This window comes from Citrobacter freundii complex sp. 2025EL-00176, from assembly GCF_053309355.1.
On record NZ_JBRYHT010000007.1, the window covers coordinates 182,551 to 204,767 of the forward strand.

The 22,217-nt window shown below is 51.8% G+C and carries 20 protein-coding genes; 10 read left to right on the plus strand and 10 right to left on the minus strand.

Annotated elements, in window-relative coordinates; all coding sequences use genetic code 11:
* The first annotated feature begins 5 nt into the window (after positions 1 to 5).
* Together metC and ACVXHP_RS15425 are read left to right on the plus strand one after the other, a co-directional pair.
* Positions 6 to 1,196 (plus strand): cystathionine beta-lyase, encoded by a 1,191-nt coding sequence (gene metC / locus ACVXHP_RS15420; protein ID WP_038636913.1) that lies wholly within the window; start codon positions 6 to 8, stop codon positions 1,194 to 1,196.
* A gap of 238 nt (positions 1,197 to 1,434) precedes the next feature.
* Positions 1,435 to 1,995 (plus strand): YagU family protein, encoded by a 561-nt coding sequence (locus ACVXHP_RS15425; RefSeq protein ID WP_038636914.1) that lies wholly within the window; start codon positions 1,435 to 1,437, stop codon positions 1,993 to 1,995.
* Between the two features lie 84 nt (positions 1,996 to 2,079).
* Here the strand turns inward: ACVXHP_RS15425 and mdtM are convergent, their stop codons facing one another.
* The 3 genes from mdtM to ACVXHP_RS15440 form a co-directional block, all read right to left on the minus strand.
* A complete protein-coding gene (gene mdtM / locus ACVXHP_RS15430; RefSeq protein ID WP_447571769.1) occupies positions 2,080 to 3,321 on the minus strand; it encodes a multidrug efflux MFS transporter MdtM in 1,242 nt (413 codons plus the stop codon).
* A gap of 325 nt (positions 3,322 to 3,646) precedes the next feature.
* A complete protein-coding gene (locus ACVXHP_RS15435; RefSeq protein WP_447571770.1) occupies positions 3,647 to 4,297 on the minus strand; it encodes a LysE family translocator in 651 nt (216 codons plus the stop codon).
* Between the two features lie 48 nt (positions 4,298 to 4,345).
* Positions 4,346 to 5,161, minus strand: coding sequence for a helix-turn-helix domain-containing protein (locus ACVXHP_RS15440; RefSeq protein ID WP_447571771.1), 816 nt, complete (start codon positions 5,159 to 5,161; stop codon positions 4,346 to 4,348).
* 230 nt (positions 5,162 to 5,391) lie between these two features.
* Here ACVXHP_RS15440 and ACVXHP_RS15445 point away from each other — a divergent pair, with 230 nt between their 5' ends.
* On the plus strand, positions 5,392 to 6,354 hold the full coding sequence (locus ACVXHP_RS15445) for an Rpn family recombination-promoting nuclease/putative transposase (RefSeq protein ID WP_447571772.1): 963 nt from the start codon (positions 5,392 to 5,394) through the stop codon (positions 6,352 to 6,354).
* 26 nt (positions 6,355 to 6,380) lie between these two features.
* Here the strand turns inward: ACVXHP_RS15445 and ACVXHP_RS15450 are convergent, their stop codons facing one another.
* Positions 6,381 to 7,793: an aminotransferase-like domain-containing protein gene (locus tag ACVXHP_RS15450; protein ID WP_447571773.1), complete on the minus strand. Its 1,413-nt coding sequence runs from the start codon at positions 7,791 to 7,793 to the stop codon at positions 6,381 to 6,383.
* A 177-nt stretch (positions 7,794 to 7,970) separates the two neighbouring features.
* Between ACVXHP_RS15450 and ACVXHP_RS15455 the strand changes: the two genes are divergently transcribed.
* The 7 genes from ACVXHP_RS15455 to tssD all read left to right on the plus strand — a co-directional run bounded on the left by ACVXHP_RS15455 (position 7,971) and on the right by tssD (position 12,507).
* Positions 7,971 to 8,135: a DUF1127 domain-containing protein gene (locus tag ACVXHP_RS15455; protein ID WP_003019180.1), complete on the plus strand. Its 165-nt coding sequence runs from the start codon at positions 7,971 to 7,973 to the stop codon at positions 8,133 to 8,135.
* A 148-nt stretch (positions 8,136 to 8,283) separates the two neighbouring features.
* The gene (locus ACVXHP_RS15460; RefSeq protein WP_447571774.1) at positions 8,284 to 8,748 is read left to right on the plus strand and encodes a MarR family winged helix-turn-helix transcriptional regulator; all 465 of its coding nucleotides are present in this window, start codon (positions 8,284 to 8,286) and stop codon (positions 8,746 to 8,748) included.
* 6 nt (positions 8,749 to 8,754) lie between these two features.
* Positions 8,755 to 9,822 carry an HlyD family secretion protein gene (locus ACVXHP_RS15465; protein WP_316129142.1) on the plus strand — a complete coding sequence of 356 codons (1,068 nt, stop codon included), beginning with the start codon at positions 8,755 to 8,757 and terminating at the stop codon, positions 9,820 to 9,822.
* A complete protein-coding gene (locus ACVXHP_RS15470; RefSeq protein ID WP_069324120.1) occupies positions 9,812 to 10,876 on the plus strand; it encodes a DUF2955 domain-containing protein in 1,065 nt (354 codons plus the stop codon). Before ACVXHP_RS15465 ends, ACVXHP_RS15470 begins: the two co-directional genes overlap by 11 nt.
* Positions 10,877 to 11,146: 270 nt before the next feature.
* On the plus strand, positions 11,147 to 11,509 hold the full coding sequence (locus tag ACVXHP_RS15475; RefSeq protein ID WP_087857426.1) for a tlde1 domain-containing protein: 363 nt from the start codon (positions 11,147 to 11,149) through the stop codon (positions 11,507 to 11,509).
* On the plus strand, positions 11,509 to 12,015 hold the full coding sequence (locus tag ACVXHP_RS15480; RefSeq protein WP_316129144.1) for a hypothetical protein: 507 nt from the start codon (positions 11,509 to 11,511) through the stop codon (positions 12,013 to 12,015). The genes ACVXHP_RS15475 and ACVXHP_RS15480 overlap by 1 nt, the downstream gene beginning before the upstream one ends.
* Positions 12,016 to 12,507, plus strand: a complete 492-nt coding sequence (gene tssD, locus ACVXHP_RS15485; RefSeq protein ID WP_316129145.1) for a type VI secretion system tube protein TssD — start codon at positions 12,016 to 12,018, stop codon at positions 12,505 to 12,507. It begins immediately after the preceding gene.
* A 94-nt stretch (positions 12,508 to 12,601) separates the two neighbouring features.
* On the opposite strand, the gene symE is transcribed toward tssD, so the two are convergent.
* The 6 genes from symE to yjiA form a co-directional block, all read right to left on the minus strand.
* Positions 12,602 to 12,946 (minus strand): endoribonuclease SymE, encoded by a 345-nt coding sequence (gene symE / locus ACVXHP_RS15490; protein WP_447571775.1) that lies wholly within the window; start codon positions 12,944 to 12,946, stop codon positions 12,602 to 12,604.
* A gap of 226 nt (positions 12,947 to 13,172) precedes the next feature.
* Entirely contained in the window at positions 13,173 to 14,501 is a 1,329-nt protein-coding gene (locus tag ACVXHP_RS15495; protein WP_447571776.1) for a restriction endonuclease subunit S, read from the minus strand.
* Positions 14,498 to 16,117: an N-6 DNA methylase gene (locus tag ACVXHP_RS15500; RefSeq protein WP_447571777.1), complete on the minus strand. Its 1,620-nt coding sequence runs from the start codon at positions 16,115 to 16,117 to the stop codon at positions 14,498 to 14,500. The genes ACVXHP_RS15495 and ACVXHP_RS15500 overlap by 4 nt, the downstream gene beginning before the upstream one ends.
* Positions 16,118 to 16,182: 65 nt before the next feature.
* On the minus strand, positions 16,183 to 19,704 hold the full coding sequence (gene hsdR, locus ACVXHP_RS15505; protein ID WP_447571778.1) for a type I restriction-modification system endonuclease: 3,522 nt from the start codon (positions 19,702 to 19,704) through the stop codon (positions 16,183 to 16,185).
* A 256-nt stretch (positions 19,705 to 19,960) separates the two neighbouring features.
* Positions 19,961 to 21,127 (minus strand): restriction endonuclease, encoded by a 1,167-nt coding sequence (locus tag ACVXHP_RS15510; RefSeq protein WP_447571779.1) that lies wholly within the window; start codon positions 21,125 to 21,127, stop codon positions 19,961 to 19,963.
* 130 nt (positions 21,128 to 21,257) lie between these two features.
* Positions 21,258 to 22,214: a GTPase gene (yjiA, locus tag ACVXHP_RS15515; RefSeq protein ID WP_447571780.1), complete on the minus strand. Its 957-nt coding sequence runs from the start codon at positions 22,212 to 22,214 to the stop codon at positions 21,258 to 21,260.
* Positions 22,215 to 22,217 lie beyond the last annotated feature (3 nt).

A 22,217-nucleotide genomic window follows, 5' to 3' on the forward strand; every position in this document is an offset into this window, starting at 1 on the left:
AAGTTATGAAAGACGCTATGAAGCTTGAAACGCATCTGGTCGTTGCTGGTCGCGACAAACGCTATACCCAGGGAGCGGTGAATCCGGTGATCCAACGCGCCTCTTCGCTGGTGTTCGATACCGTGAAGGATAAGAAATTTGCCACCGCCAACCGGGCGAACGGTGAACTGTTTTATGGTCGTCGCGGAACCTATACGCATTTTGCCTTCCAGAAAGCCATGAGTGAGCTGGAAGGCGGTGTCGGCTGCGCGCTGTATCCGTGTGGAGCAGCAGCGGTGACCAATGCGATTCTGGCGTTCGTCCAAAGCGGCGATCATATTTTGATGACGGGCGCGGCCTACGAGCCAACCCAGGATTTTTGTAATAAGATCCTGAGTAAATTTAATGTGGAAACAACGTATTACGATCCGTTAATTGGTGCTGGTATCGTTGATCTTCTGCGTCCGGAGACGAAGGTGGTGTTCCTCGAATCGCCAAGTTCTATCACGATGGAAGTCCAGGATGTGCCGGGAATGGTGAAGGCTATCCGCGCGGTGAATCCGGAAATTGTCATTATGATCGACAATACCTGGGCGGCGGGCGTTCTCTTCAAAGCACTGGATTTCGGGGTGGATATTTCCATTCAGGCAGGAACCAAGTACACCATAGGTCATTCGGATGGCATGCTGGGAACGGCGGTGTCTAACGCCCGCTGCTGGGACCGTTTGCGTGAGAACTCCTATCTGATGGGGCAAACGCTGGATGCCGACACAGCCTACAACGGTAGCCGCGGATTACGTACGCTGGCGGTACGTCTGAAGCAGCATCAGGAGAGCAGTATTCACATTGCCCGCTGGCTGTCGGCAAGGCCGGAAGTAGCGCGGGTGAATCATCCTGCATTGGCGGAATGTCCGGGGCACGAGTATTTTCAACGTGACTTTGCCGGAAGCTCAGGCCTGTTCTCATTTGTGCTGAAAAAGAGGCTGACCGACGAGCAGATGGCGAATTTCCTCGATAACTTCTCACTGTTCCATATGGCCTATTCGTGGGGCGGATTTGAGTCACTCATTCTGGCGAATCAACCGGAAGAGCTGAACAGCATTCGCCCGGCCGGAGAGGTTGATTTCAGCGGCACGCTGGTCAGGGTGCATATTGGTCTGGAAGATGTTGACGATCTGATTGCCGATCTGGAAGCGGGGTTTGCGCGCATCGCCTGAGCTAATACACGCGCTGCCGGATGGCGCTGATGCTTATCCGGCCTACGTAACCCAGTAGGCCGGATAAAACGCCTGTACGATAGTCGCGATGACGTTATATTTACAATCAAATTGACTCATAAAAAGTCATTTAAGATCATTTTTTATCAAAAGTAATCTTTGTCACAATTTTTAGCATCCCTCCTGGGTAGCATAGCCACTGGTTATAAGTGTTATGGCATCTAAGGGATGAAGAGTTATGAAGCTGAAAGATTTATTCACGAGGACACCAACTGAACGCCGACATTATGGCGTTGCCGTATTAGTCGGCATCGTTTCTGGCGTACTTTCTGCATTTGTTAAGTGGGGGGCCGAAGTTCCTCTTCCTCCCAGGACATTTTCTCTGGGAAGAAATGAGTTTAATCCCCCGTACCTTTTTCTCAGAGACTATTTAGGGATTGACCCCACGCAAACGGTCTATACCTTTTCTGAACATGTGATTAATCCGGTTATGGTCACGCACATCATATTTTCATTGGTGTTTGCGGTTGGGTATTGCGTTGCCGCTGAAATTTTTCCAAAAGTTAAACTTTGGCAGGGGGTACTGGCAGGTTTAATCGTGACGGTGGCGGTTCATGGAATTTTCATTCCCGCACTTCATCTTTCGCCGCCCTTGTCTCAGCTACCATTTGATGAATATGTGTCGGAAATTATTGGGCATATTTTCTGGTTTTGGGTCATTGAAATGATTCGTCGCGATCTGCGCAATCGGATCACGCATGAACCCGATGCGGAAGTTCCGTTATCTCTCGTCAGATGATTAAAAGTAGATGCACTATGATGGATTGCCCCCAACCGCTAAACACAAAACCAGTGTTCGCGAATGGGGGCGGTTCATAGAAGGTTAACTCTCTGTGACTAACGCGGTTGCCGCATGCTGACGTACGCGCTTCAGTAAGCCTGCCAGCGTGAACACGACGGCAATACCTGCCACCACCGCTAACAGATGAAACGAAATCCTGCCGCCGTTAAACCATAACCAACGCCCAATTTCGACAGAAACCGCCATCACCGTCAGGATCACCATATTCAACGATGCGGAAACCGTACCCTTCGGTAAGTTGTTGGAAAACAGCGTAAAGCGGAATAACGTTGGGAAGATCATCCCAATGCCAAACGCATACAGGCTGGTCCCCAGCACTGACCACAACCACACGTGCGGCCACAGTAAATTGCCAGCAATCAGTACCGCCAACCCGCTCAACTGAATGGGCACCGCTCGCCAGATAAAGCGTGGCCGGGTCGGATCCTTCACAAAGCGCACGACCACCATATTGGCGACGATCACTGCGCCAAATACCGGCGCCTGCGCCCAGGCAAACTGGGATGTGGTCATGCCGCCAGCATCAATGAGGATCACCGGTGAGACTGCCACCCAACTCATCATCGGGATATAGCTCAACGACAGCGTGGCTGCGCCGAAGAGGAATATCCGGTTGCGGAAAACGTCGCGGAAATCACGCACAACACTGCGCGCACTGAACGGTACCGCGCCACGCTGGACGGTTTCTGGCATCGCTAACGTGAGTCCAATGAGTGCGATAAGCCCCATGACGGCGATAATGGCAAACAAGATCTTCCAGTGCACAAAGTGCATCAGCGCCGCTCCTGAAAGCGGGCCGATAACCGGTGCAACCAGCACAATAGAGGTGATTACCGCCATTAGCTTAATGGCTTTTGTTTGCCCAAATGCCTCCTGCACCGTGACATAGCCAACGGTGGCGATAAAACAGATGCTGGTGCCCTGCACAAAACGGGCGACCAGAAATTGCGTCATCGAGGTGGTGAACAATGTGGCAGCGCAGGCGAGCGTAAAAATTAGCGCTCCCGCAATCAGTACCGGACGGCGGCCAATCCGGTCGGAAAGCGGCCCTAACAGCCATTGTAGCGCCATGCCACCCGCCAGATAGAGGCTGACCGCCGCGGGCGCCAGGCTGACATCGGCATTGAAATCGCGGACGACATTAATGATGCCGGGCTGGATCAAGTCCGTCGACAGATAGGCGGCGAAATCATACAAAATCAACGCAATAGGAAAAAATAGCGTCGTAGCGCGTTGGGAGAAAAACGCGAGAATCCGTTGCATAAAACAGCTCCTTGTCGGGAGAAAACCCTCAACGGGAATAGCGAAATTCAATACCGTCTTTGAGACGTCAGACCGATAACAGAATAAAAGCAGACTGCAAATGTACTGAATTTCATGTAATCAAAAACGCTGTCTGCGTGAAGCGCAAACAGGAGAAACGCTCACTAACGCGGGGTCAGAAAGCGTAACGATTACAGGTAACAATCAGCACATCGCACCTCAGGAAGAGTAAGTTGAACGGGTAGTAACCATCCGCAGTGTAATGCGGATTGGATATTAATTAAACGAGTTTATCCGGTTTATTTGCAGAAAATCGCCACGTTAATCAGAGTACGATGCGCTGTAAAAACCGCAGCGCGATGGCACAACCGAAGATGACCAGTACGCCTCCGGCGATACGTTCTACCCACACTATCCCGCTGGTTAACCGTCGCTGGATCTGCGGTAAACCGATGAACATCACGATCAGCAAATCCCAGAACAGCACCACGCTGGTCATCCATATCCCGCTCACGCTTTGTTGTAGCAACGTCACCGACGGGCCGAGCAGAGCGGTCATTAGCGCCAGATAAAACAACGCATTTTTAGGGTTGAGTAGTGACGAAGCTAACCCCAGCAGCAACTGTTTGCCAAACCCTGGACAGGTAGACTGGGCGTCTGCTCCGGTCAGCGTTTGCGGGCGGCTGCGTATCAACAGGCTGCCAATCCACAATAAATAGAGCGCGCCTAACAGCTCAATAACCGTAAACAGCAGAGGAAGCTGGCGCAGGATCCCCCAACCGATAATCGCCAGCATGATATACAGCCCGTTGCCGAGGGCGATCCCCACGCACAGCCCGGCACTGCCGCGCATCCGGTAACGTACGGCATAGCCGACCAGTAAAAAGAAGTCCGGACCCGGGCTGAGGAGTGCGACAAAATGCGCCAGCGCCAGCGCGGGAAAAGCAGACGGAAAAAGTAAGGAAAGCAGCGACATAGTGACCTCAGATACGGAATCCGAGTTCACCCTACGCCTGACGCCGCGCTAATTATTGTCTGATATTGACTGTCCTAATGCGTATTGACGCGGTGTGGCCGCGGTGTAGCGCACAAAGGTGCGATGGAAATGGCTCTGGTCGGCAAACCCGCTCTGGTAGCCGACATCCGCAATTTCGTCCCCCGCACGCAGCCGTTGGCGGGCATAGTCAACTCTCAGGATATTCAGATAACTCCCCGGCGTCAGGCCGGTGTCCTGCTTAAAGTTACGGATCAGCGTCTCTTTACGCATGCGGCATTCATACGCCAGCTCGTCCAGCGAGGGAGGCGCAACCAAACTGGACTGCAGCCGTTCACGTAGATATGCGCTGGTTGGGCTAAGGTGTTCCGCTTTTACTGATTGCAACGGCAGCGAGCGCAGCAGTGCCTGCGCGGCATCGGTTATCTGTGTCGTTTGTTTGCGCTGCATGAGCGCCACGAGGCGCAAATAACGCTGGAATAATTGCGGATCGCGGATAACAGGATTGCGTGGGTAAAGTTGCTGATTGCTGCTCAGCTCAGGCAGATGGTCCAGGCACCACTGGGCATCAAGATAGAGCATATGGTAACTGCGAAACCGCCCATTCACGGGGTTACAGCTGTGAGGTGACAGCGATGGGATCACAATGAGATCGCCTGAGTTCAGGAGGTATTCTTTGCCATCGCACTGGCAGCACGTCTCACCCTCAAGAATCGCCCCAATCGAGAGCTGAGAATGATGATGACGTTTATAGGCTTGATGACTACGCCAGGTGCTGCGTAGCTCCAGCCACGGCAACTGCGCGTCACGCCAGAACGATTGTGGAATATCCCGAGTGTGCGTCACATCGTGCCCTCCATGAAAGTGATGATTTGTTATAGCACAGGGCGTGCGTTGAAAAAGCGGGAATGTGTATTGGTGTTGCGATTCTGCGGGACGCGTTCCAGACAAATGCAGACGTTACAAAGGGACGTTTTTATCTCTGAAATCGCCTCGCAAAGAGAGAAATTTGCAGGTGAGGGTGCGTCTTGCCAGCGCTACAGTCACGGCATCTTATTCCCAGGTGATGGATCGCCATGAGTAAAGCAACGACTTCTACCCCGCATGATGCAGTCTTTAAAACGTTTTTACGTCACCCTGAGACCGCACGGGATTTTCTGCAAATACATCTTCCCGCTTCGCTACGCGAACTTTGCGATCTTCAGACGCTAAAACTCGAGTCCGATAGTTTCATTGAAGAGAATTTACGCGCGTCCTACTCCGACGTGCTTTGGTCGGTGAAAACGACGGAAGGCGATGGGTATATTTATGTTGTGATTGAACACCAGAGCACACCGGATGCGCATATGGCGTTCCGGTTGATGCGCTATGCGGTAGCGGCCATGCAGAAACACTTAGATGCCGGGCACCAGCAATTGCCGCTGGTGGTGCCGATGCTGTTTTATCACGGCGCTAAAAGCCCATACCCCTGGTCGCTGTGCTGGCTTGATGAGTTTGCGAACCCGAAGTTGGCGCGTCAGCTGTATACTGTGGCGTTTCCATTGGTGGATATTACAGTCATACCGGATGATGAAATTGTGCAGCATCGGCGTATGGCACTGCTGGAGTTAATTCAAAAACACATCCGTCAGCGCGATCTTATGGGGCTTGTTGAACAAATTGTTTCCCTGCTACTTACTGGACTGACTAATGACAGCCAGATAAAGACGCTGTTTAATTATATTTTGCAAACTGGCGATGCACCTCGATTCAGCGAGTTTATTCGTGGGGTCGCTGAACGTGCACCGCAGCATAAGGAGCATTTGATGACGATCGCGGACAGATTGCATGAGGCAGGTTTTCAAAAAGGATGGCTCAAAGGTCAGCAGGAAGGTAAACAAGAAGGTAAACAGGAAGGTAAACAGGAAGGGCTGATAGAGGGGCAACGAACTGAGGCGCTCCGTATTGCCCGCACCATGCTGGCAGACGGCATCGATATCAGCACGGTACAAAAAATTACCCGACTTTCCGCTGAAGATATTCAGGGGTTAAGCCATTAGACAAAGGCGAAGCCGGGTGTACCGATTTACTCTATCGCCACCTTTACCGCCTCGCCGAGCTTTTGCATGACTTCCCGATGCTTCTCGTTTGGCGGCAACGCGCAATTGATGCGTACGCAGTTGCGATATTTACCGGATGCGGAGAATAGCGAGCCAGGCGCGACCTGGATTTTCAGGCGACAGAGCTGTTTGGCAACGCAGACCATATCGACCTGCGGTGGTAATTCAACCCATAGCATAAAGCCGCCTTTTGGCCGGGTGACGCAGATCCCACAGGGAAAGTATTCCCGTACCCAACAGGTGTAGATCTCCATATTCCGCTGGTAGATCTGACGCATACGGCGAACATGACGATGATAATGCCCCTCGCGCACGAAGGCGGCGGCCGCCAACTGCGTAGCAGGAACGTTAGTGCCGATGACGGCATATTTCATATGCAGAAATTTATCGTGATAACGACCGGGAATAACCCAACCGACGCGCAATCCCGGCGCCACGGATTTGGTAAATGAACTGCAGAGTATTACGCGGCCGTCGCTGTCCCAGGAGTGTATTGTGCGCGGACGGGGATATTCTGTGGCAAGCTCTCCGTACACATCATCTTCAAAAATAACAATATCGTGCTGCTGGGCGAGGGCGAGCACGGCCCGTTTACGCGCATCCGGCATAATAAAGCCGAGCGGATTGTTGCAGTTAGGAACCAGGATCACCCCTTTAATCGGCCACTGATCCAGCGCCAGTTCCAGCGCTTCAATGCTGATTCCGGTATCTGGATCGGTCGGGATCTCAATAACTTTGATCCCTAATCCGCGTAGCAGCTGCATGGTGCCGTAATAGGCGGGAGATTCAACGGCGACAATATCGCCAGGCTGGCATACCGTTAGCAGCGCCAGCGACATTCCACTCTGGCTGCCGTTAGTGATCACAATATCATCCGCATTGACGACCGAACCGCCGTCCAGCATGAGCCGGGCAATCTGTTGACGCAATTCCCGACAGCCAGGTAATTCATCGTAGCCCAGAACCGCCTTGAGATTATGCTGCGCCACGCGGCTTAGCTCGCGCCACAGCGGCTTCAGGCTGGGTTGATTGATATCGGGCACGCCACTGCTAAAAGGGATTATCGATTTGTCCGCATGACCTGCCAGCATGTCCAGCACCTGATCCCACTGGGTTATCTCGACCGGACGCTGTACCGGGCGCGACATCGGCGGCACCGGCGGTTGTGCTTTTTGTGGCGCGACAAAATAACCGGAGCGCGGCTGTGGCGTGATCAGCTGTAATTGTTCCAGCGTCTGATAGGCCTGCTGGACGGTGCTGATACTGACCCCATGCTCCTGACTCAGGCTGCGCACCGAAGGCAATTTTTCGCCATGGCGATACAGCCCCTGCTCAATGCGTTCGGCCAGCAGATTGGCCAGATGTTGGTAACGCGTCATGCTGTATCCCTCATGGGTACCATACAGATTAAAAAACCAGTACAGATTGGCGTGAAAAAAGCGAATCAGAACTCTTTTTAACCAATCTGTATGTTAAATAAAAGTACTTTGTGAGTCTGTATTGTTCAGGCCCAAATCCGTGAAGATAAAGCCTCTGGCAAGGCGGGGAGGTTACGTATGGAATTTCACGAGAATAAAGCAAAGCAGCCGTTTATTGGGTTTGTATTGATCTGGCGGGCATACAAAGCATGGCGGCTACGGGCGCAAACGCGGCGCCTGTTGCAACAGATGAGCGATGAGCGGCTGCGGGATGTTGGGCTGCGACGCGATCAGGTGGAGTAATTATTTTCTATCGACAGAGGCCGGGTGTTAGCGCATCCGGCCTCTTTTGTATTCACGGTATTTATCAATTCATGCTTGTTGATAGCCTGTTTCTTGATACTTACCCTGATAAGTATTATTTTCTTCTCAGCGATGAGGAAAAAGAAACATGAGTGAAGATGAACTGTTTGCCCGCCGTCCGATGGGGATGCGCATGGCGATGGTGGTGCGCCAGTGGCGGGCCATTATTGATGCTGCCATCACCGATACAGGCCTGACGCAGTCAAGCTGGACGGTATTGATGCAGCTGTATCAACTGGGAGATAACGTCTCGGTCAGTGAGCTGGCGGAGGTGCAGGGCATTGAACTGCCGCCGCTGATGCGCACCCTCACGCTACTGGAAAAGCAGGGCTATCTGCTGCGTTCCATATCGCCTTATGACAAACGCATCCGACTGTTAACGCTGACCGCACAAGGCCGCTCAAGGCTTGAAGAACTTAACCGGGTGATTGAGACATACCAACATCGCGTCACCTGTACCATTCCTGAAGCGGAGCTTGCCGCCTTTAGCACGACGTTAAATCAACTCGCCTGTAATTTGCGGACAATCCGCGAAGAAGACAATCAACACTAAAAAACTATGATGACCCCAGAACAAAAATTTGCCCGTTGGGTAAGGGTGAGTATTGCCGCTTTCCTGGTAATATTCGCCTGGTTTATCGTTGCCGATATCTGGATCCCGCTGACGCCGGACTCCACGGTGATGCGCGTGGTAACGCCTGTTTCCTCACGCGTTTCCGGCTACGTCTCGCAGGTGCATGTACATAACAATAGCCAGGTGAAAAAGGGCGATTTGCTGTACGAACTGGATCCAACGCCGTTTATCAATAAGGTCGAGGCGGCGCAAATTGCCCTTGAGCAGGCGAAGCTGAGCAACCAACAGCTGGATGCGCAGATCGCCTCAGCGCGCGCTAATCTGCGCACCGCGCAATTCAACGCCCGCAACGATAAGACCACCTTTGACCGCTATCAACGCCTGAGTGCCATGCAGAATGTGTCGCAATCCGATCTCGACAAGGTGCGCACCGCCTGGCAGACCAGCGAGCAGTCGGTGGCGGCGCTCAACGCCAGTATTCAGAACCTGTTAATCCAGCGTGGCGAGCGCGATGACAAGCGCAACGTAACGCTGCAAAAATACCGTAACGCGCTGGAAGAGGCGCAACTGAACCTTGGCTGGAGCAAAGTGTATGCCCAGACCGACGGCACGGTGAGTAACCTGCAGCTTAGCCCCGGACTTTACGCCACCGCCGCCACGCCGCTCCTGGCGCTGGTCAGCCATCAGACCGATATCGTGGCCGACTTTCGCGAGAAAAGCCTGCGCCACACTCGCGTGGATACCGATGCCGCCGTGGTGTTCGACGCTTTGCCGGGCAAGGTTTTCTCTGCCCGCGTTACCAGCAGCGATGCCGGTATTCTGGCGGGTCAGGAGCAGGTTAACGGCCAGCTGTCGCAGCCGGAACAGTCCACCCGTTGGGTGCGCGATGCCCAGCGTATGCGTATTCACGTCGCGCTGAACGAACCGCTCGACATGCCGTTACCGACCGGGGCGCGCGCCACGGTACAGCTGTATAACAGCGAGGGGATGTTCGCCCGCACCTTTGCCGGGGCGCAGATCCACCTCGTCAGCTGGTTGCATTATGTCTATTAACACGCTGGCTCACGTCTTTACGCCGCACGGGAATATTGTCTACACCGCCAATGATTTTCGCCAGACCCTGCGTATCTCCGTTGCCGGGACAATCGCGCTGAGCATCTCAACCTTCTACAACGTGCAGTACGGCGTGTTCTTTGTGGTTTATCCGCTGATGTTGCTGTCGCTGGTGCCGGTATTCAACCGCCATGTGGCAAAACAGTTTGTGTTCAGCGCGGCGGTAAACTGCGTTGAAATGGTGCTAATCGTTGGTTATCTCTCACAGTGGCCGCTGATTATGACGCTGGTGGTGTTTGGCCTGTACGTGATGCGTTTTCGTTTTATGAGCAAAGGGCCACTGTTTCTGCTCGGTTCGATGGGCGTGGTGTGCCAGAGCACGATGCTCAACTTTATGAGCTACCCGACCACCAACTGGCATACGCTGATGTTTTCCAATATGGAAGCCTGCGTCATGGCGGTGGCGCTGAGCGCGCTGCTGCATTATCTGATCCCGGACGTGGAACCCCGCCAGCCGCCGCCGCGCATTGAAAAAGATGCCGCCCGGGTTCGCCACGAGTCGCTGCTTTCCGGTACGGTGGCGACGATGATTTTTGTGGTCTTCCAGATCTGCGATTTGAGTGATTCGCTGTCGGCGCTGATGGCAGGCATTCTGATCCTGTTCCCGATGCACTATCGCGGGGCGGTGATCAGCTCGATCTGGCGTGTAGTCGGCGTGGTGCTGGCCTGTCTGTATATTCTGCTGGTGCAGCTGCTTATCTATGATTTCAGCAACCATATGGTGCTGATGATGCCGCTGATCGGTCTCGGGCTGGCATTCAGCGCCCGTCTGCACGTCATGGAAAAAGTCGGCGCGGGCGTGGGGTTTGCCAGTATCACCACCATCGGCATTATGTTCGGCCAGAACCTGCACCCGGATCAGGACCTGGTGTTCAGCGATCTGTACCGTATCACCTCCGTCACCGTCGCGCTGGTGGCAACGCTGACAATGGTCTTCCTGGTGCACCGGGTGTTGAACTGCTTTGCCGCGACACGGTTTGTGATCACCGAGTGAGTGGGGGGAATGCCGGATGGCGGCTGCGCCTTATCCGGCCTACAAGGAGCGGGATTTTCAGGCCCGGTCACATCGCGTCACCGGGCAATTCAGATTGCCTGCTGCTTCATCTTTATCTAATTATTCAGAATATAGTTTATTTGTTCGAGAAATAAAAATATATAAATTATAAATATTCTGAATTTTAATAATTGTGACCTTATGAACAAATTTAATTTTACGATTAAATATGATAAGTGTGATTATTATATGTTAAAGGGGATAAATCACATGACATGGGAATATAAAGTATCGACAGGTATATTGAGCCATAACGGTGAGTTAATTGCTTATTGCTACAGTGGTGCCGGTGAATCAAAGGATAAACCGAACTGTGAACACATACGTAACAAGGGCCCCATTCCTCGAGGTATTTATTTTATTGCAGGATGGAATAATCACAAAAGCCCCTCCGCTATCATCCTTGAACCTATTGCAGGGACCAATACTTTTGGCAGAGATCATTTCGAAATTCATGGCGATAAAAAAGGGCAGCCACCGGGAACGGCATCTGCAGGGTGTATCATTATGAATGGACAAGATAAGCGCCAAACCATTTACGATTCGGGTGATACAATTTTGGTGGTAAGATAATGAAATTTATTATTATCTTCTTTCTATTTATGCTTTCGGGTGCCTCCTGCGCTGCAGAGCATACTGCACCTCAGCTTCTGCAGATGATAAATGAAAAAGGAGCAAATGCTGTTGTACACACACTTTATAATGACAATGAATCAGAATGGTGGAACCATATTATTCCTGAAATTAGCAAAGGTAATAATGACTGGTTAACGGTGGCAAGTGCTTTGGAACCCGGAGTTGATGCCAGTACTGCGGAAGATTTGCAGGGGGCGGTATCTGAAGCCATTCCACATAACCCCGCCGGTGTTCTGGCTATTCTCAACGATAAGAGACCATTGCTGACTATTGAGCAGATATGTGCATTTGCCTCTTTCCCTGAGTCAGAAGAAGAAATGAATAAGCTATTTGTTAATTCCATCAGGGAAATGTATAAGATCAAAACGGCAGAAGGGAAACGGTGTATTGCGGTTATGATCAATACTGTCGAAAATTCTGTTCCATTTAATAAGGATTTATAAATGGCTATCCCTGGATATATGTCACTAATCGATGATACTGGTAATGTTATCAAAGGTAGTGTGATGGTAAAAGACCGTGAAAATCAGATCGAGGTTTTAGGTTTGTATCATAATGTGAGTTACAACTCTGACTTGCATAATGGAAGGGTGTTGAGTAAACGTCAACATCGTCCATTTTTAATTGAAAAGGAAATTGATGCTTCTAGTGTGCTTTTGTATAAAGCATTAAGTACCGGAGAAACATTAAGGAAAGCGGCTATTGATCTCTATCGAATAAATGATGCTGGTCAGGAAGAGGTCTATTTCACGATAACCCTGGAAGCTGTGAAAGTCGTTACGATTTTTTCACTAATGCACGATGTTAAAGATCCTTATTACGAAAAACAGACCCATCTTGAACTTGCCCAGTTCCGCTACAAGAAGATTACCTGGCACTATCATGATGGGAATATAGTCCACTCTGATGATTGGGATTATCGCTTAGGGTCTTGAGTAAATGGCTCTGGATAAAATGATGTAACCCTGAGTCGTAATGCAATCAATACACGGCGCTTATACTCCTGAGCGCCGTCTGGCATCTGAGAAGTTATCCCTGTCTGCGTGTCTTGGCTGAAATCACGTCGATAAACTCCTGCACCTGCTGTTGTTTACGCGCGGACAGCTTGCATACCCGACGCAGCGACTGTAATAACGCGGGTTCTTCCGGCTCCGGCAGCTTTGTCGTCAGCACAATGCAGCTTGGCATCACTCTGACATCGAATTTGCAGCCGGTGGCGAAACCAGCCGCTTCCAGCCACTGGCCTTTCATAATAATTGCCGGAACATGCGTGTAATCCGGATAACGACTCGCATAAGTGACGGTACCCAGACGATTATTTGCCGGGGAGACTTCTGGATCGGTGAATTCTGCAATAGAATGCGGGGTAGTCATGATGGCTATTCTCCTAAAATAGTAATTGTGATTAGCGAGACGCTCGTGTTGCACCACGGGCGTCTCGCGAAAAATACCTGTACATATCATCAGGGAATAGAAGGAAAGTCCAGCTGAAAATAGACTGTAATGGGAATGAACAGGAAAAGACTGGATATATTTTTGACGGTTATGGATACGGAAAAATAATAAAAAGCGCACCGGTCAGATGCGCTTGAAATAACGATCAGGACTTTTTACGCGACGTTTTTTTACCGTCGCTGGCGGCGCGTTCGGCCTTGATTTTTTCCAGCAGGGCGGCAGCGCTGTTTTCACCGCTGATGAGATCAGGGTTTTCAGCACGCCACTGGGCGGTCAGCTCGCCGCGGAAGGCCTTCGCCAGGATTGACTGGGTGAGGCTGTTGACGCGGGTCAGGGCGTTGTTAACCTGCTTTTCAATGGTGTCGGCGTAGGCGAAGAGTTGTTCGACGCGTCGGACGATTTCGGCTTGTTCTGGGAGTGGGGGAAGTGGTATTTCCAGAGAGGCCAGTTCTTTGCTATTTATGTTATTCACACCAGAGGTTGAACGTGCAATATTCTCAATTATTTGTCGTAATTGGGGACTTTGTAGGCAATAAGAAATATACTTTGGCACAGCTCTTTCTTTATTCAGTCTTACTCGAATAAGATATCCTGCATATAAATATTCCGTATCATTTTCCGAAATTACCGCGACTTTGCCGACCAAATCAACACTGCCATTGGATCGGATTAAAAGTAAATCTCCCTCTTTCAATGTTAGAGTTGCTAATTCCTTCTGATCAAAATCGGCATATTTAAGATTGTTGTTAATTATATAACCAGGTCCGATGTTAGGGATTCGCAATACGGCTGTACTTCCCTGCGTTTCAGAACACTTCTTAGATGTTCCATATTTTATATTTTTAGCGACATTCCCGAGAGTTGTTAAAGTGTTTTCATTTACTGATTTTCCATTTACTACTGCAGTCAGCACCGCCTGACGAAAACGTTTCAGGATTTGCGGGATTTTCTCAAGACGTGCTTTGGTACTGTCTACCTGCACCAGCAGCGTATCGAGTTTTTCGGTGATTATTTTTTGTTCTGAAAAAGAGGCCAAAATAACCGGAATATTCCGCATATTTGCTTGCGTTAGTTTTAAACGAGTTCCTCCGTTGACATAGTTGCGGTAATCAAATTGATTGAGAAAATAACAAAGAAATTTATTATGACTTAGCCCTTGAATCGCTTTCAATACATGAGCATGATTATTCACCCATGTTTTTCCATAAAGCATGTATGCTTTATTTTTTTGCCCATCGAAAAATGGAACACCATCCTCCCCTAGTGCAACAAGCTCTTCGTCAAAGATAAAATCATCAATTTTACCGACTTCACCTGTAGCACCATAATAAGGGTATAATTTACTACAATCTTTTCCTTCAATACGCTCCTGTCTCTCTCTATTGTTAACAGGGATACGCATCGAATCTAGTATTTCAACAACATTTTCTAAATGTATTTCGAGCCACCCCTCTGGCAATTTCCCCCCACTCATGCCTTCACCTCACCAAGCGCTTCATTCAGCAACTGGCGCTGCGCATCCGCCTCATCGCCGGCCCCCAGCTCACGCATCAGCGCATCCAGCTCGCCCAGCGCCTGCACCAGCTCGCCCATCGCTTCTGCCGCTAGCACGTCCGGCTCCGGCAGGCTGCCGGCGTCGATGCTGTCCTTATCCTTCAGCCAGGAGATATCCAGTGAATCGGATTTCGCCGTGCGGATCCACTCGCGGCTGAAGCAGCGCCAGCGGCTGGTGGTCAGGTGTTGCTCGGTGTCCTGATTCTCTGCACTGTCGGCCACGTCAATCTCACTGGCGTTAAAGCTCCACTCGCCTTCGCTGCGTGGACTGTTGCCGTGCGGATCGTCGCCAAATACCTCTTCAAACGGCTTGAGATGCTGCTCGGTAAACGGCGTGCGCTTGCCGAAGCTCGGCATATTGGTACGCAGGTCATACACCCAGACGTTTTCGGTGCAGTTCTCTTCCTGGTATTTATCGGCGTCGGTGCCCTTGGTGAAAAACAGCACGTTGGTTTTCACGCCCTGCGCGTAGAAGATCCCGGTCGGCAAACGCAGAATAGTGTGCAGATTGCATTTGTTCATCAGGTCGCGACGCACGTCGGCACCGACCCCGGCTTCGAACAGCACGTTATCAGGCAGCACAACGGCAGCACGACCGCCCGGCTTCAGGTTGCGGTAAATATGCTGCAAAAATGCCAGCTGTTTATTGCTGGTGCTGTAGGTAAGGTCGTCGCGGGTAATACTGGCTTCCCCACCTTTAGAGGTACCAAACGGTGGGTTAGCTAAAATGATATCGGCTTTCGCCAGTGACTGCCCGACCATGCCCAGCGCGTTGCCCTGATGCACCACGCCTTTTTCGTCGCCTTCCATCCCGTGCAGTAGGCAGTTCATCAACGCCAGACGGCGGGTAGATGGCACCAGCTCAACGCCGATAAAGGCTTTATTCTTCTGGAACACGCGCTCTTTATCCGACAGATCGTACAGATCGTCGGTGTTGGCCTTGATGTACTGATCGGCGGCAATCAAAAAGCCCGCAGTACCGGCGGCAGGATCCTGAATCACTTCGCCCGGCTGCGGTTTGATGCAGCGCACCATGCTGTTGATCAGCGCACGCGGGGTAAAATACTGCCCGGCACCGGACTTGGTTTCACCGGCGTTTTTTTCCAGCAGCCCTTCATACAGGTCGCCCAGACCGTCTTTCTGCGCGCTGAACCAGTCGATCTGATCCAGCGAGCGGATCAACTGCTCCAGGTGGCGCGGCTCGCGCAGGCGAGTTTGCGCGTCGGCATAAATTGCGGTGATCAGTGGGTCGGCGTGGACCAGCTTGCCTTCGGCGTCTTTACCGGTAGAGAGCTTCAGCAGAATTTGTTTGTAGTCGTTCAGCAGGTTAAGGCCGGATTTGCTGTTTAAATCGCTCCAGCGGCACCCTTCTGGCAGGATGTGTTTATCCAGCGTTTCCGCTTCGGTGTTCTCGTGCACCATCTTGATAAACAACAGTAATACCAGCTCGGTGACGTAATCGCTGTAGTTGATGCCATCGTCACGCAGGACGTCACAAAGATTCCAGAGTTTCTGAACGATTTCGTTGTTACTCATAGCTATTCCGGTTGAGGCCGGTTACCCGGCCTGTCTGTCAAAAATGATGGGGAAGGGTATCACGATCAGGCGGATTTTGGTGCCCACAATGCATCGCTCATCTGATCGAGAATGGTGTCCAGTTGGTTATCCAGTAGGCTGTTGAGCTTCTTCGTCCCGCCGTCAGCGGAGAACAGGTGGTTAACGAAGTTTTTATCCAGCACCACTTCATGCACCAGCTGTTTTGCCAGCCGCTCCAGCCAGCGTTTCTGTACTTTACTCCAGCTATGCTGGGCATAGATTTTGTCCAGCGCCAGCTTCACGCGTTCCTCGAACGGAATAAGCGGTTCACCGAGCGCGGCCTGGCGAATATGCCCAATGATGGTGGCGGCGATATCCTGGCTGCTTTGGGTTCGCACCGCCGAGCGCAGGCTGGCCTCGCTGTAGCCTGCTTCATCCAGCAAAAGCCGGATCTCTTTTAGCTGCTCACGCGTCAGGTCGCGTGGACGGTTAATCACCACCGACAGCGCCGCGGACTGGTTGATTTGTGTGGAGATAAACTCGTTGAAGCTTTGCAGGTAGTCGGCGGGTTTCTGGTAGCGCCCATAGGTCTGCTCTTTGCTGATGAGCTCATCATCATGGTCTGAAATCACCGGGCGGTACTCGCTGCCCAGCAAGGTGCCGACGTCGCTTAACTGGCGGATCAGATTGCGATGCTGCTTGAGAAACGCCGAGGCTTGCTGCGGGCCAAGCTTATGCAGGTGCTGGTGCAACTGTTTTGGCTCCACGCCCCAGAGCTCTTCCAGTTCATTGAGTTTTTGGCGGACTTCCGGGCGTTTTTCGGCCTTTTTCTCCGCCTTACGCAGGACGCGCATAATTTTCTGGCTGAGCTGATTGAGTAAGCTATCCGCCTGGGTTTCCGTTGGGCTATCGCCTGGATTGTTCAGCGCCGTTTCCAGCACATCGTCACTCGATAGCTCTTCAACCAGTTGCTCGATGCTGACGCCCGCGTTTTTCACCAGCGGCTTCATGGTGTTCACATCCTGAAGCGTGGCGTAGATATCCACCGGATCGTGGATCCAGAAGACGGTTTTGCCGATATCGTCGCAGCGACGGGTGGCGCGACCGATCATCTGCTCGTACAGAATGCGCGATTTCACCCGCCGCAGGAACACCAGATGGGTGATCGCCGGAACGTCAATGCCGGTGGTTAACAGATCTACGGTGATGCCAATGCTGGGGTAGCGTTCGTTTTTAAAGCGTTTGATAAGCTTGCTGACCTGATCGCTCTTGCCGGTGATCTTCTCAATCGCGGCCTGATTAAAGTCGGGGTTGACCGCGCCCATGGCCTCATCGAGCAGGCGCTTAACCATATCTGCGTGGGCGTCCGTGGCGCAGAAAATCAGCGTTTTTTCATCGCCGGAAGGATCGATCTCTTTCGCCAGCTCTTCGCAGATCACCCGGTTAAAATCTTCGGTGATGACTTTACGGTTGAAGGCATCGACGTCGAAATTCAGCTCGTCTTCCAGTTCGCTGGTATCGACTTCCCCTGTTTCTGCATCCACGGCGCTGACGGTGTCGCCTGCCTCAAAGTGAATGCCGTATTTGCTGAGCTGGGTTTCATAGCGAACCGGCGGTTCGTGGTCAATCAGCCAGTCTTCCGCCACCGCTTCCCGGTAAGAGTAAACATATACAGGGTGACCAAAAATCTCGCTGGTGTGTTTAGCCGGGGTGGCGGTCAGGCCGATTTTTACGGCGTCAAAATAGTCGAGCACCCGACGATAGCTGGAGAGATATTGGGTGTTATCACGGATTGAGAGTTCGCCCTCGGTCATCTCCTGATCCAGCGTGTAACCACGGTGCGCTTCGTCGATGATGATACAGTCGTAGGTATCTACCGCAGGCGGTGTGCCGGAACGATAGATGCGGCTAACCATGGATTGCACAGTGGCAACCTGTACGCGGGTTTCTGCTTCTGCCGCCATATCGCCCAGTTCGGCGACATTGTAGATTTGCGAGAGTGTCTGGTTCTGTTCCAGCGAAGCCTCTTTAAAGGCATCCTGCGCCTGTTCGCCCAGCGCAGAGCGGTCGACGAGAAAGAGGATCCGTTTAAAGCGTTCGGCCTTCAGGAATCGGTAGATTAAGCCAATAATGGTACGTGTTTTGCCCGTCCCGGTTGCCATGGCCAATAATGCTTCACGCGAGCCCTGTTCCAGCGCGGACTCGACGGCCTTAACTGCGTTGACCTGGTAATCACGCAGGCCAAGATAGCTAAACGGCTCTTGATGCAATTTGGCTTCTGCTTCCGCCCGGCTACGATGCAGGCGGTCCATCAGGCCTTCGGGCGTGATGAAGCTTTCCAGCGGATAGCGGGTATTGTCAGGCGAGCGAACATCTCGGAACCACGTGCCGGAATGTTCGGCGGACTGTTTGATATAAGGTCGACCGTTGCAAGAAAACACAAAAGGAATTTGATAAACGCTATTCACACCATCTTCCCAGCCTTTGACGCGCCCTTCTTCAGACCAGGCGGGGATCATGGATGCGTCAAACTGAAAACCTTTGCTGTAGCGTTCGGCCTGGGGGATTTTCCCGGCCACATTTTCGTTTTTTCTTTTCGCTTCAACGGTTGCGACGGGTGTGAGCCCGCAGAAAAGAACGTAATCTGCTCTGCCATGTTCGTCATCGGCAAAGGTCGGCCATTCCGCAATGGCTTTGTTGACCCCTTTTTCTGGGCGGGAGCCTTTTTTCCAGGTGATTTCCTGAGTATCTGCCAGCCAGCCCCATTCATTGAGCTGCTGGTCAATCAGGATCCGCGTCAGTTCTTCGGTAATGATGTGCTTGCGGGCATAGCTGGACTTGCGGCCAAACTCCTTGCGCTGGGCCGTAATGGCTTGCTGTGTTTGCTGGGCAAGCTGCGCCTGCAAGGTGGCAAGCTTCGCTTCATAATTTTGCTGGAGCGTTTGCAGATCCTGCTGGCTCATTTCCAGCAATTGCTGTTGTTCTCTGGCCTCAATATCCATTTCGTGAGCCAGCTGTTCATATTCTTCTTTTTGCTGTTTAAGTAAATTCTGAAGCTGTTCGCTGGATTCCAGCTTTTGGTTCGCTGCCAATAAGGTTTGTTTGAGCTGTTCGATGGCAGATTGGGATTTATTGAGCTGTTCACTCGGGTCATGCGGCGGAACAAAAGGGCCAGGATTAAACTGACTACCTGCATTACCAAATGTCTGATGGAACCAGATTGCCAGCGCACGGGCGACTTTCAGCGCATCCATCGCTTCACGGTGACGGGTCTGGAACTGATGTGTCGCTTTATTACCTTCAATTCTCAGCGTATGAAATAACTGGCGAATCGCAGGATCAAACTGTAATACCCTGTCCAACCTGTAGAGCAACTCCTGCTGGTTTGGATTATCTTCCCGACTAATATTCAACCGGGCAGCAATATTTTGCGCCAGCGCTTCACCAAACTGGCGTAGCTTCATTAGCGTGGTATTGGGATCGCTGGAGAATAGCCGTTCTGCGGTGGCGGTAATTTGAACCAATAGCGGATCGTATTCTGCCAGGAAATCAAAATTTGTTGGCTGAGTTGGGCTAGCGGTTGTCAAAGATTGAGCTCCTTGCAGCGATCACCCGCAGCATATTGCTGAAACTGCAAAGGGTGAAAAGGTTCGTTTTGCGAGATGTCTTCCAAAATCATAACGCTGCACGTTTTTTTATCAAGCGTTATAAGGGCAGGATGTTGTGTGTAACACTTTAAAAAGGCTAAAGAATGGGAGTGATGGGTAATTTGTAGATTATGCTGTTGTATGAGTGCGGAGAAGAAGAGGACGCGACCTTACTGGCCGCGACCTTTCATGCTTATTACTCAATCTCCAGCTCATCAAACAGTTGCAAATCGACATCCAGCAGCTCGACCGCATTGCTACGTCGAATCCCAACGTTATTTTCAATCAACATTTCCAGCAGGCGATCGCCGTCAATCAGCGTGATCGGGGCGGCTCCCGGAAACAGCGCCGCTTCCGGGCATTTGGCAGCAAACTTGCCAGTGGTGATCAGCGTGCCGCGAATGGCTTTGTGATAAGGCAGCGCGCCGCGCAACTGATCGATGTATGGCCGAGTAATGGTATTTTGCATCCGCTTCACCTGCACCACTTCGGTAATGGTGGTGATGCCCACCTGTACCTTACCAATCACGTCCACGCCTTTATCGCCAGAGGCTTTGGTGACTTCAACTTCTTCATAGCCCATCGCTTCAAGAAGCTGCGCCACCAGATGCTCAAACTTGTAGGGGTTCATGGTGGAGAGCTGCTCGCGCAGCACCTCTTTTTGCTGCTCGTTGTAGCGTTTTACCGCATCGAGCAGCGCCTTACGCGGGTCCGCCTTTTTGGTTGGCAGCGCTTGTGTCAGCCACTGGCGACCAGCGTCAGTAATGCGGTAGCTCATTCCTTCTCTGGTCGCCAGCTGGCGGTCAATCAGGTTATACAGTCGTGCGTAGAGTGTGCTTTTTGCCGAGCGGTCGGAGGCAAATTTAGAATGCTGATGCAAAAACGCCAGCCATTCTGGTAGCAGATCCCCACGGCGCGACATTTCACGACCGGCAAGCAGTTCCAGCAGTTGTATCAGCCCTTCCTGGTCGTCCAGCCAGCGCAGCGTTTCATCGTCGTCTTGCAGAAAACGTTCGCCACGAGCGGTCGGTGCCCAGATGTCATCGGGGGTGCTTGCCATCAGTTCAAACAGCGGGTAGTTGAGGAACAGGTAGCAGCCGTAGCTGTGGCGTGGGTTTAGAATATGATTGTCGGTTTGCCAGATACGTAGCGCAATTTCGGCATCCTCACCGCTTAAGCGCTCGTTGATCCATAAATCAGGTTCTGACCAGTCGACCGGGTTTTGCGGGGTACCGGTTTGTTCAAAGATGGCGGTAATCATGCTGCGCACCGATTTCAGGGAGTAGCCTGAAATGGCTTTCATCATCGCTTTTACCTGGGCATAGGTCGGAAAAAGCGGGGTAATCACTTTGTAATTTTTCACGTCGGTCCCTTAATGAGTGCAATGGCAATAGCTTGCCATACCAGGTGAAAAATTCCATGGGATGAATCACTTATCGGAATGAAAACGGCCGTGCCGGATGGCTGCTGCGCCTTATCCGGCCTACAAAAATCTACTTCTTCAATCCCGCAAACGCGGCTCTGATCTCGTCTTCCGGCAGGTTAATGCCAATAAATACCAGCAGGCTGTGCGGCGTTTCGTCGCCCCACGGGCGGTCCCAGTCGGCGCTGTACAGGCGCTGGACGCCCTGGAACAGCAGGCGGTTTGGCTCGCCTTCAATCCACAGCATGCCTTTGTAGCGCAGCAGCTTCTCGGCGGATTCCAGCAGCAGGTTTTCCATCACTCGCGACACGTCGCTGATGTTCACCGGGTAATCCAGCTCGACGACGATCGAGGAGATATCGTTTTGCTTGTCGGCGATAAAGTGGAAGCGCGGTTTGGCACTGACCACGTTCTCTTCCAGCATAAAACCGTTGGTATCGAACAGCAGCGAAAGGTCGATATCGCCATGCGTGACGGTGTAAATCGGCGCACGGGCGTTGATGCGCGCCAGGCGATCACGCAATTTCTCGCTAACACCAGCGACGTCGGTTTTGGTCAGCAGGATGCGGTCAGCATAGCCGACCTGCGACTGGGCGATGGTGAACTGGTTCATCTGCTCGTCAGCATGCACCGCGTCAACCAGCGCAATTACGCCGTCCAGCAGGTAGCGTTCGCAAATCGTTTCATGGGAGAAAAAGGTCTGGATAATCGGGCCGGGGTCGGCCATGCCGGTGCACTCGATCACCAGACGGTCAAAATTGATGGTGCCTTTGTCGAGGTTGTCGAGCAGATCTAACAGCGCATCTTCCAGCTCACTGGAGCGGGTACAGCAAATGCAGCCGTTGGTCAGGGTTTTGATCTGCGTGGCGCGGTCGCCAATCAGCTGATCGTCCACCGAGACTTCGCCGAATTCGTTTTCGATAACGGCAATCTTGTAACCGTGCTGCTCGTTGAGAATATGGCGTAGCAGGGTGGTTTTACCTGCGCCAAGAAAACCGGTGAGTAGGGTAACTGCAATCGGGGTCATTCA

Bases quoted from the DNA above. Each gene is read 5' to 3' on its own strand.
- metC (WP_038636913.1), top strand. From the start codon at position 6: ATGAAAGACGCTATGAAGCTTGAAACGCATCTGGTCGTTGCTGGTCGC.
- ACVXHP_RS15425 (WP_038636914.1), top strand. From the start codon at position 1,435: ATGAAGCTGAAAGATTTATTCACGAGGACACCAACTGAACGCCGACAT.
- mdtM (WP_447571769.1), bottom strand. From the start codon at position 3,321: ATGCAACGGATTCTCGCGTTTTTCTCCCAACGCGCTACGACGCTATTT.
- ACVXHP_RS15435 (WP_447571770.1), bottom strand. From the start codon at position 4,297: ATGTCGCTGCTTTCCTTACTTTTTCCGTCTGCTTTTCCCGCGCTGGCG.
- ACVXHP_RS15445 (WP_447571772.1), top strand. From the start codon at position 5,392: ATGAGTAAAGCAACGACTTCTACCCCGCATGATGCAGTCTTTAAAACG.
- ACVXHP_RS15450 (WP_447571773.1), bottom strand. From the start codon at position 7,793: ATGACGCGTTACCAACATCTGGCCAATCTGCTGGCCGAACGCATTGAG.
- ACVXHP_RS15455 (WP_003019180.1), top strand. From the start codon at position 7,971: ATGGAATTTCACGAGAATAAAGCAAAGCAGCCGTTTATTGGGTTTGTA.
- ACVXHP_RS15460 (WP_447571774.1), top strand. From the start codon at position 8,284: ATGAGTGAAGATGAACTGTTTGCCCGCCGTCCGATGGGGATGCGCATG.
- ACVXHP_RS15465 (WP_316129142.1), top strand. From the start codon at position 8,755: ATGATGACCCCAGAACAAAAATTTGCCCGTTGGGTAAGGGTGAGTATT.
- ACVXHP_RS15470 (WP_069324120.1), top strand. From the start codon at position 9,812: ATGTCTATTAACACGCTGGCTCACGTCTTTACGCCGCACGGGAATATT.
- ACVXHP_RS15475 (WP_087857426.1), top strand. From the start codon at position 11,147: ATGACATGGGAATATAAAGTATCGACAGGTATATTGAGCCATAACGGT.
- ACVXHP_RS15480 (WP_316129144.1), top strand. From the start codon at position 11,509: ATGAAATTTATTATTATCTTCTTTCTATTTATGCTTTCGGGTGCCTCC.
- tssD (WP_316129145.1), top strand. From the start codon at position 12,016: ATGGCTATCCCTGGATATATGTCACTAATCGATGATACTGGTAATGTT.
- symE (WP_447571775.1), bottom strand. From the start codon at position 12,946: ATGACTACCCCGCATTCTATTGCAGAATTCACCGATCCAGAAGTCTCC.
- ACVXHP_RS15495 (WP_447571776.1), bottom strand. From the start codon at position 14,501: ATGAGTGGGGGGAAATTGCCAGAGGGGTGGCTCGAAATACATTTAGAA.
- ACVXHP_RS15500 (WP_447571777.1), bottom strand. From the start codon at position 16,117: ATGAGTAACAACGAAATCGTTCAGAAACTCTGGAATCTTTGTGACGTC.
- yjiA (WP_447571780.1), bottom strand. From the start codon at position 22,214: ATGACCCCGATTGCAGTTACCCTACTCACCGGTTTTCTTGGCGCAGGT.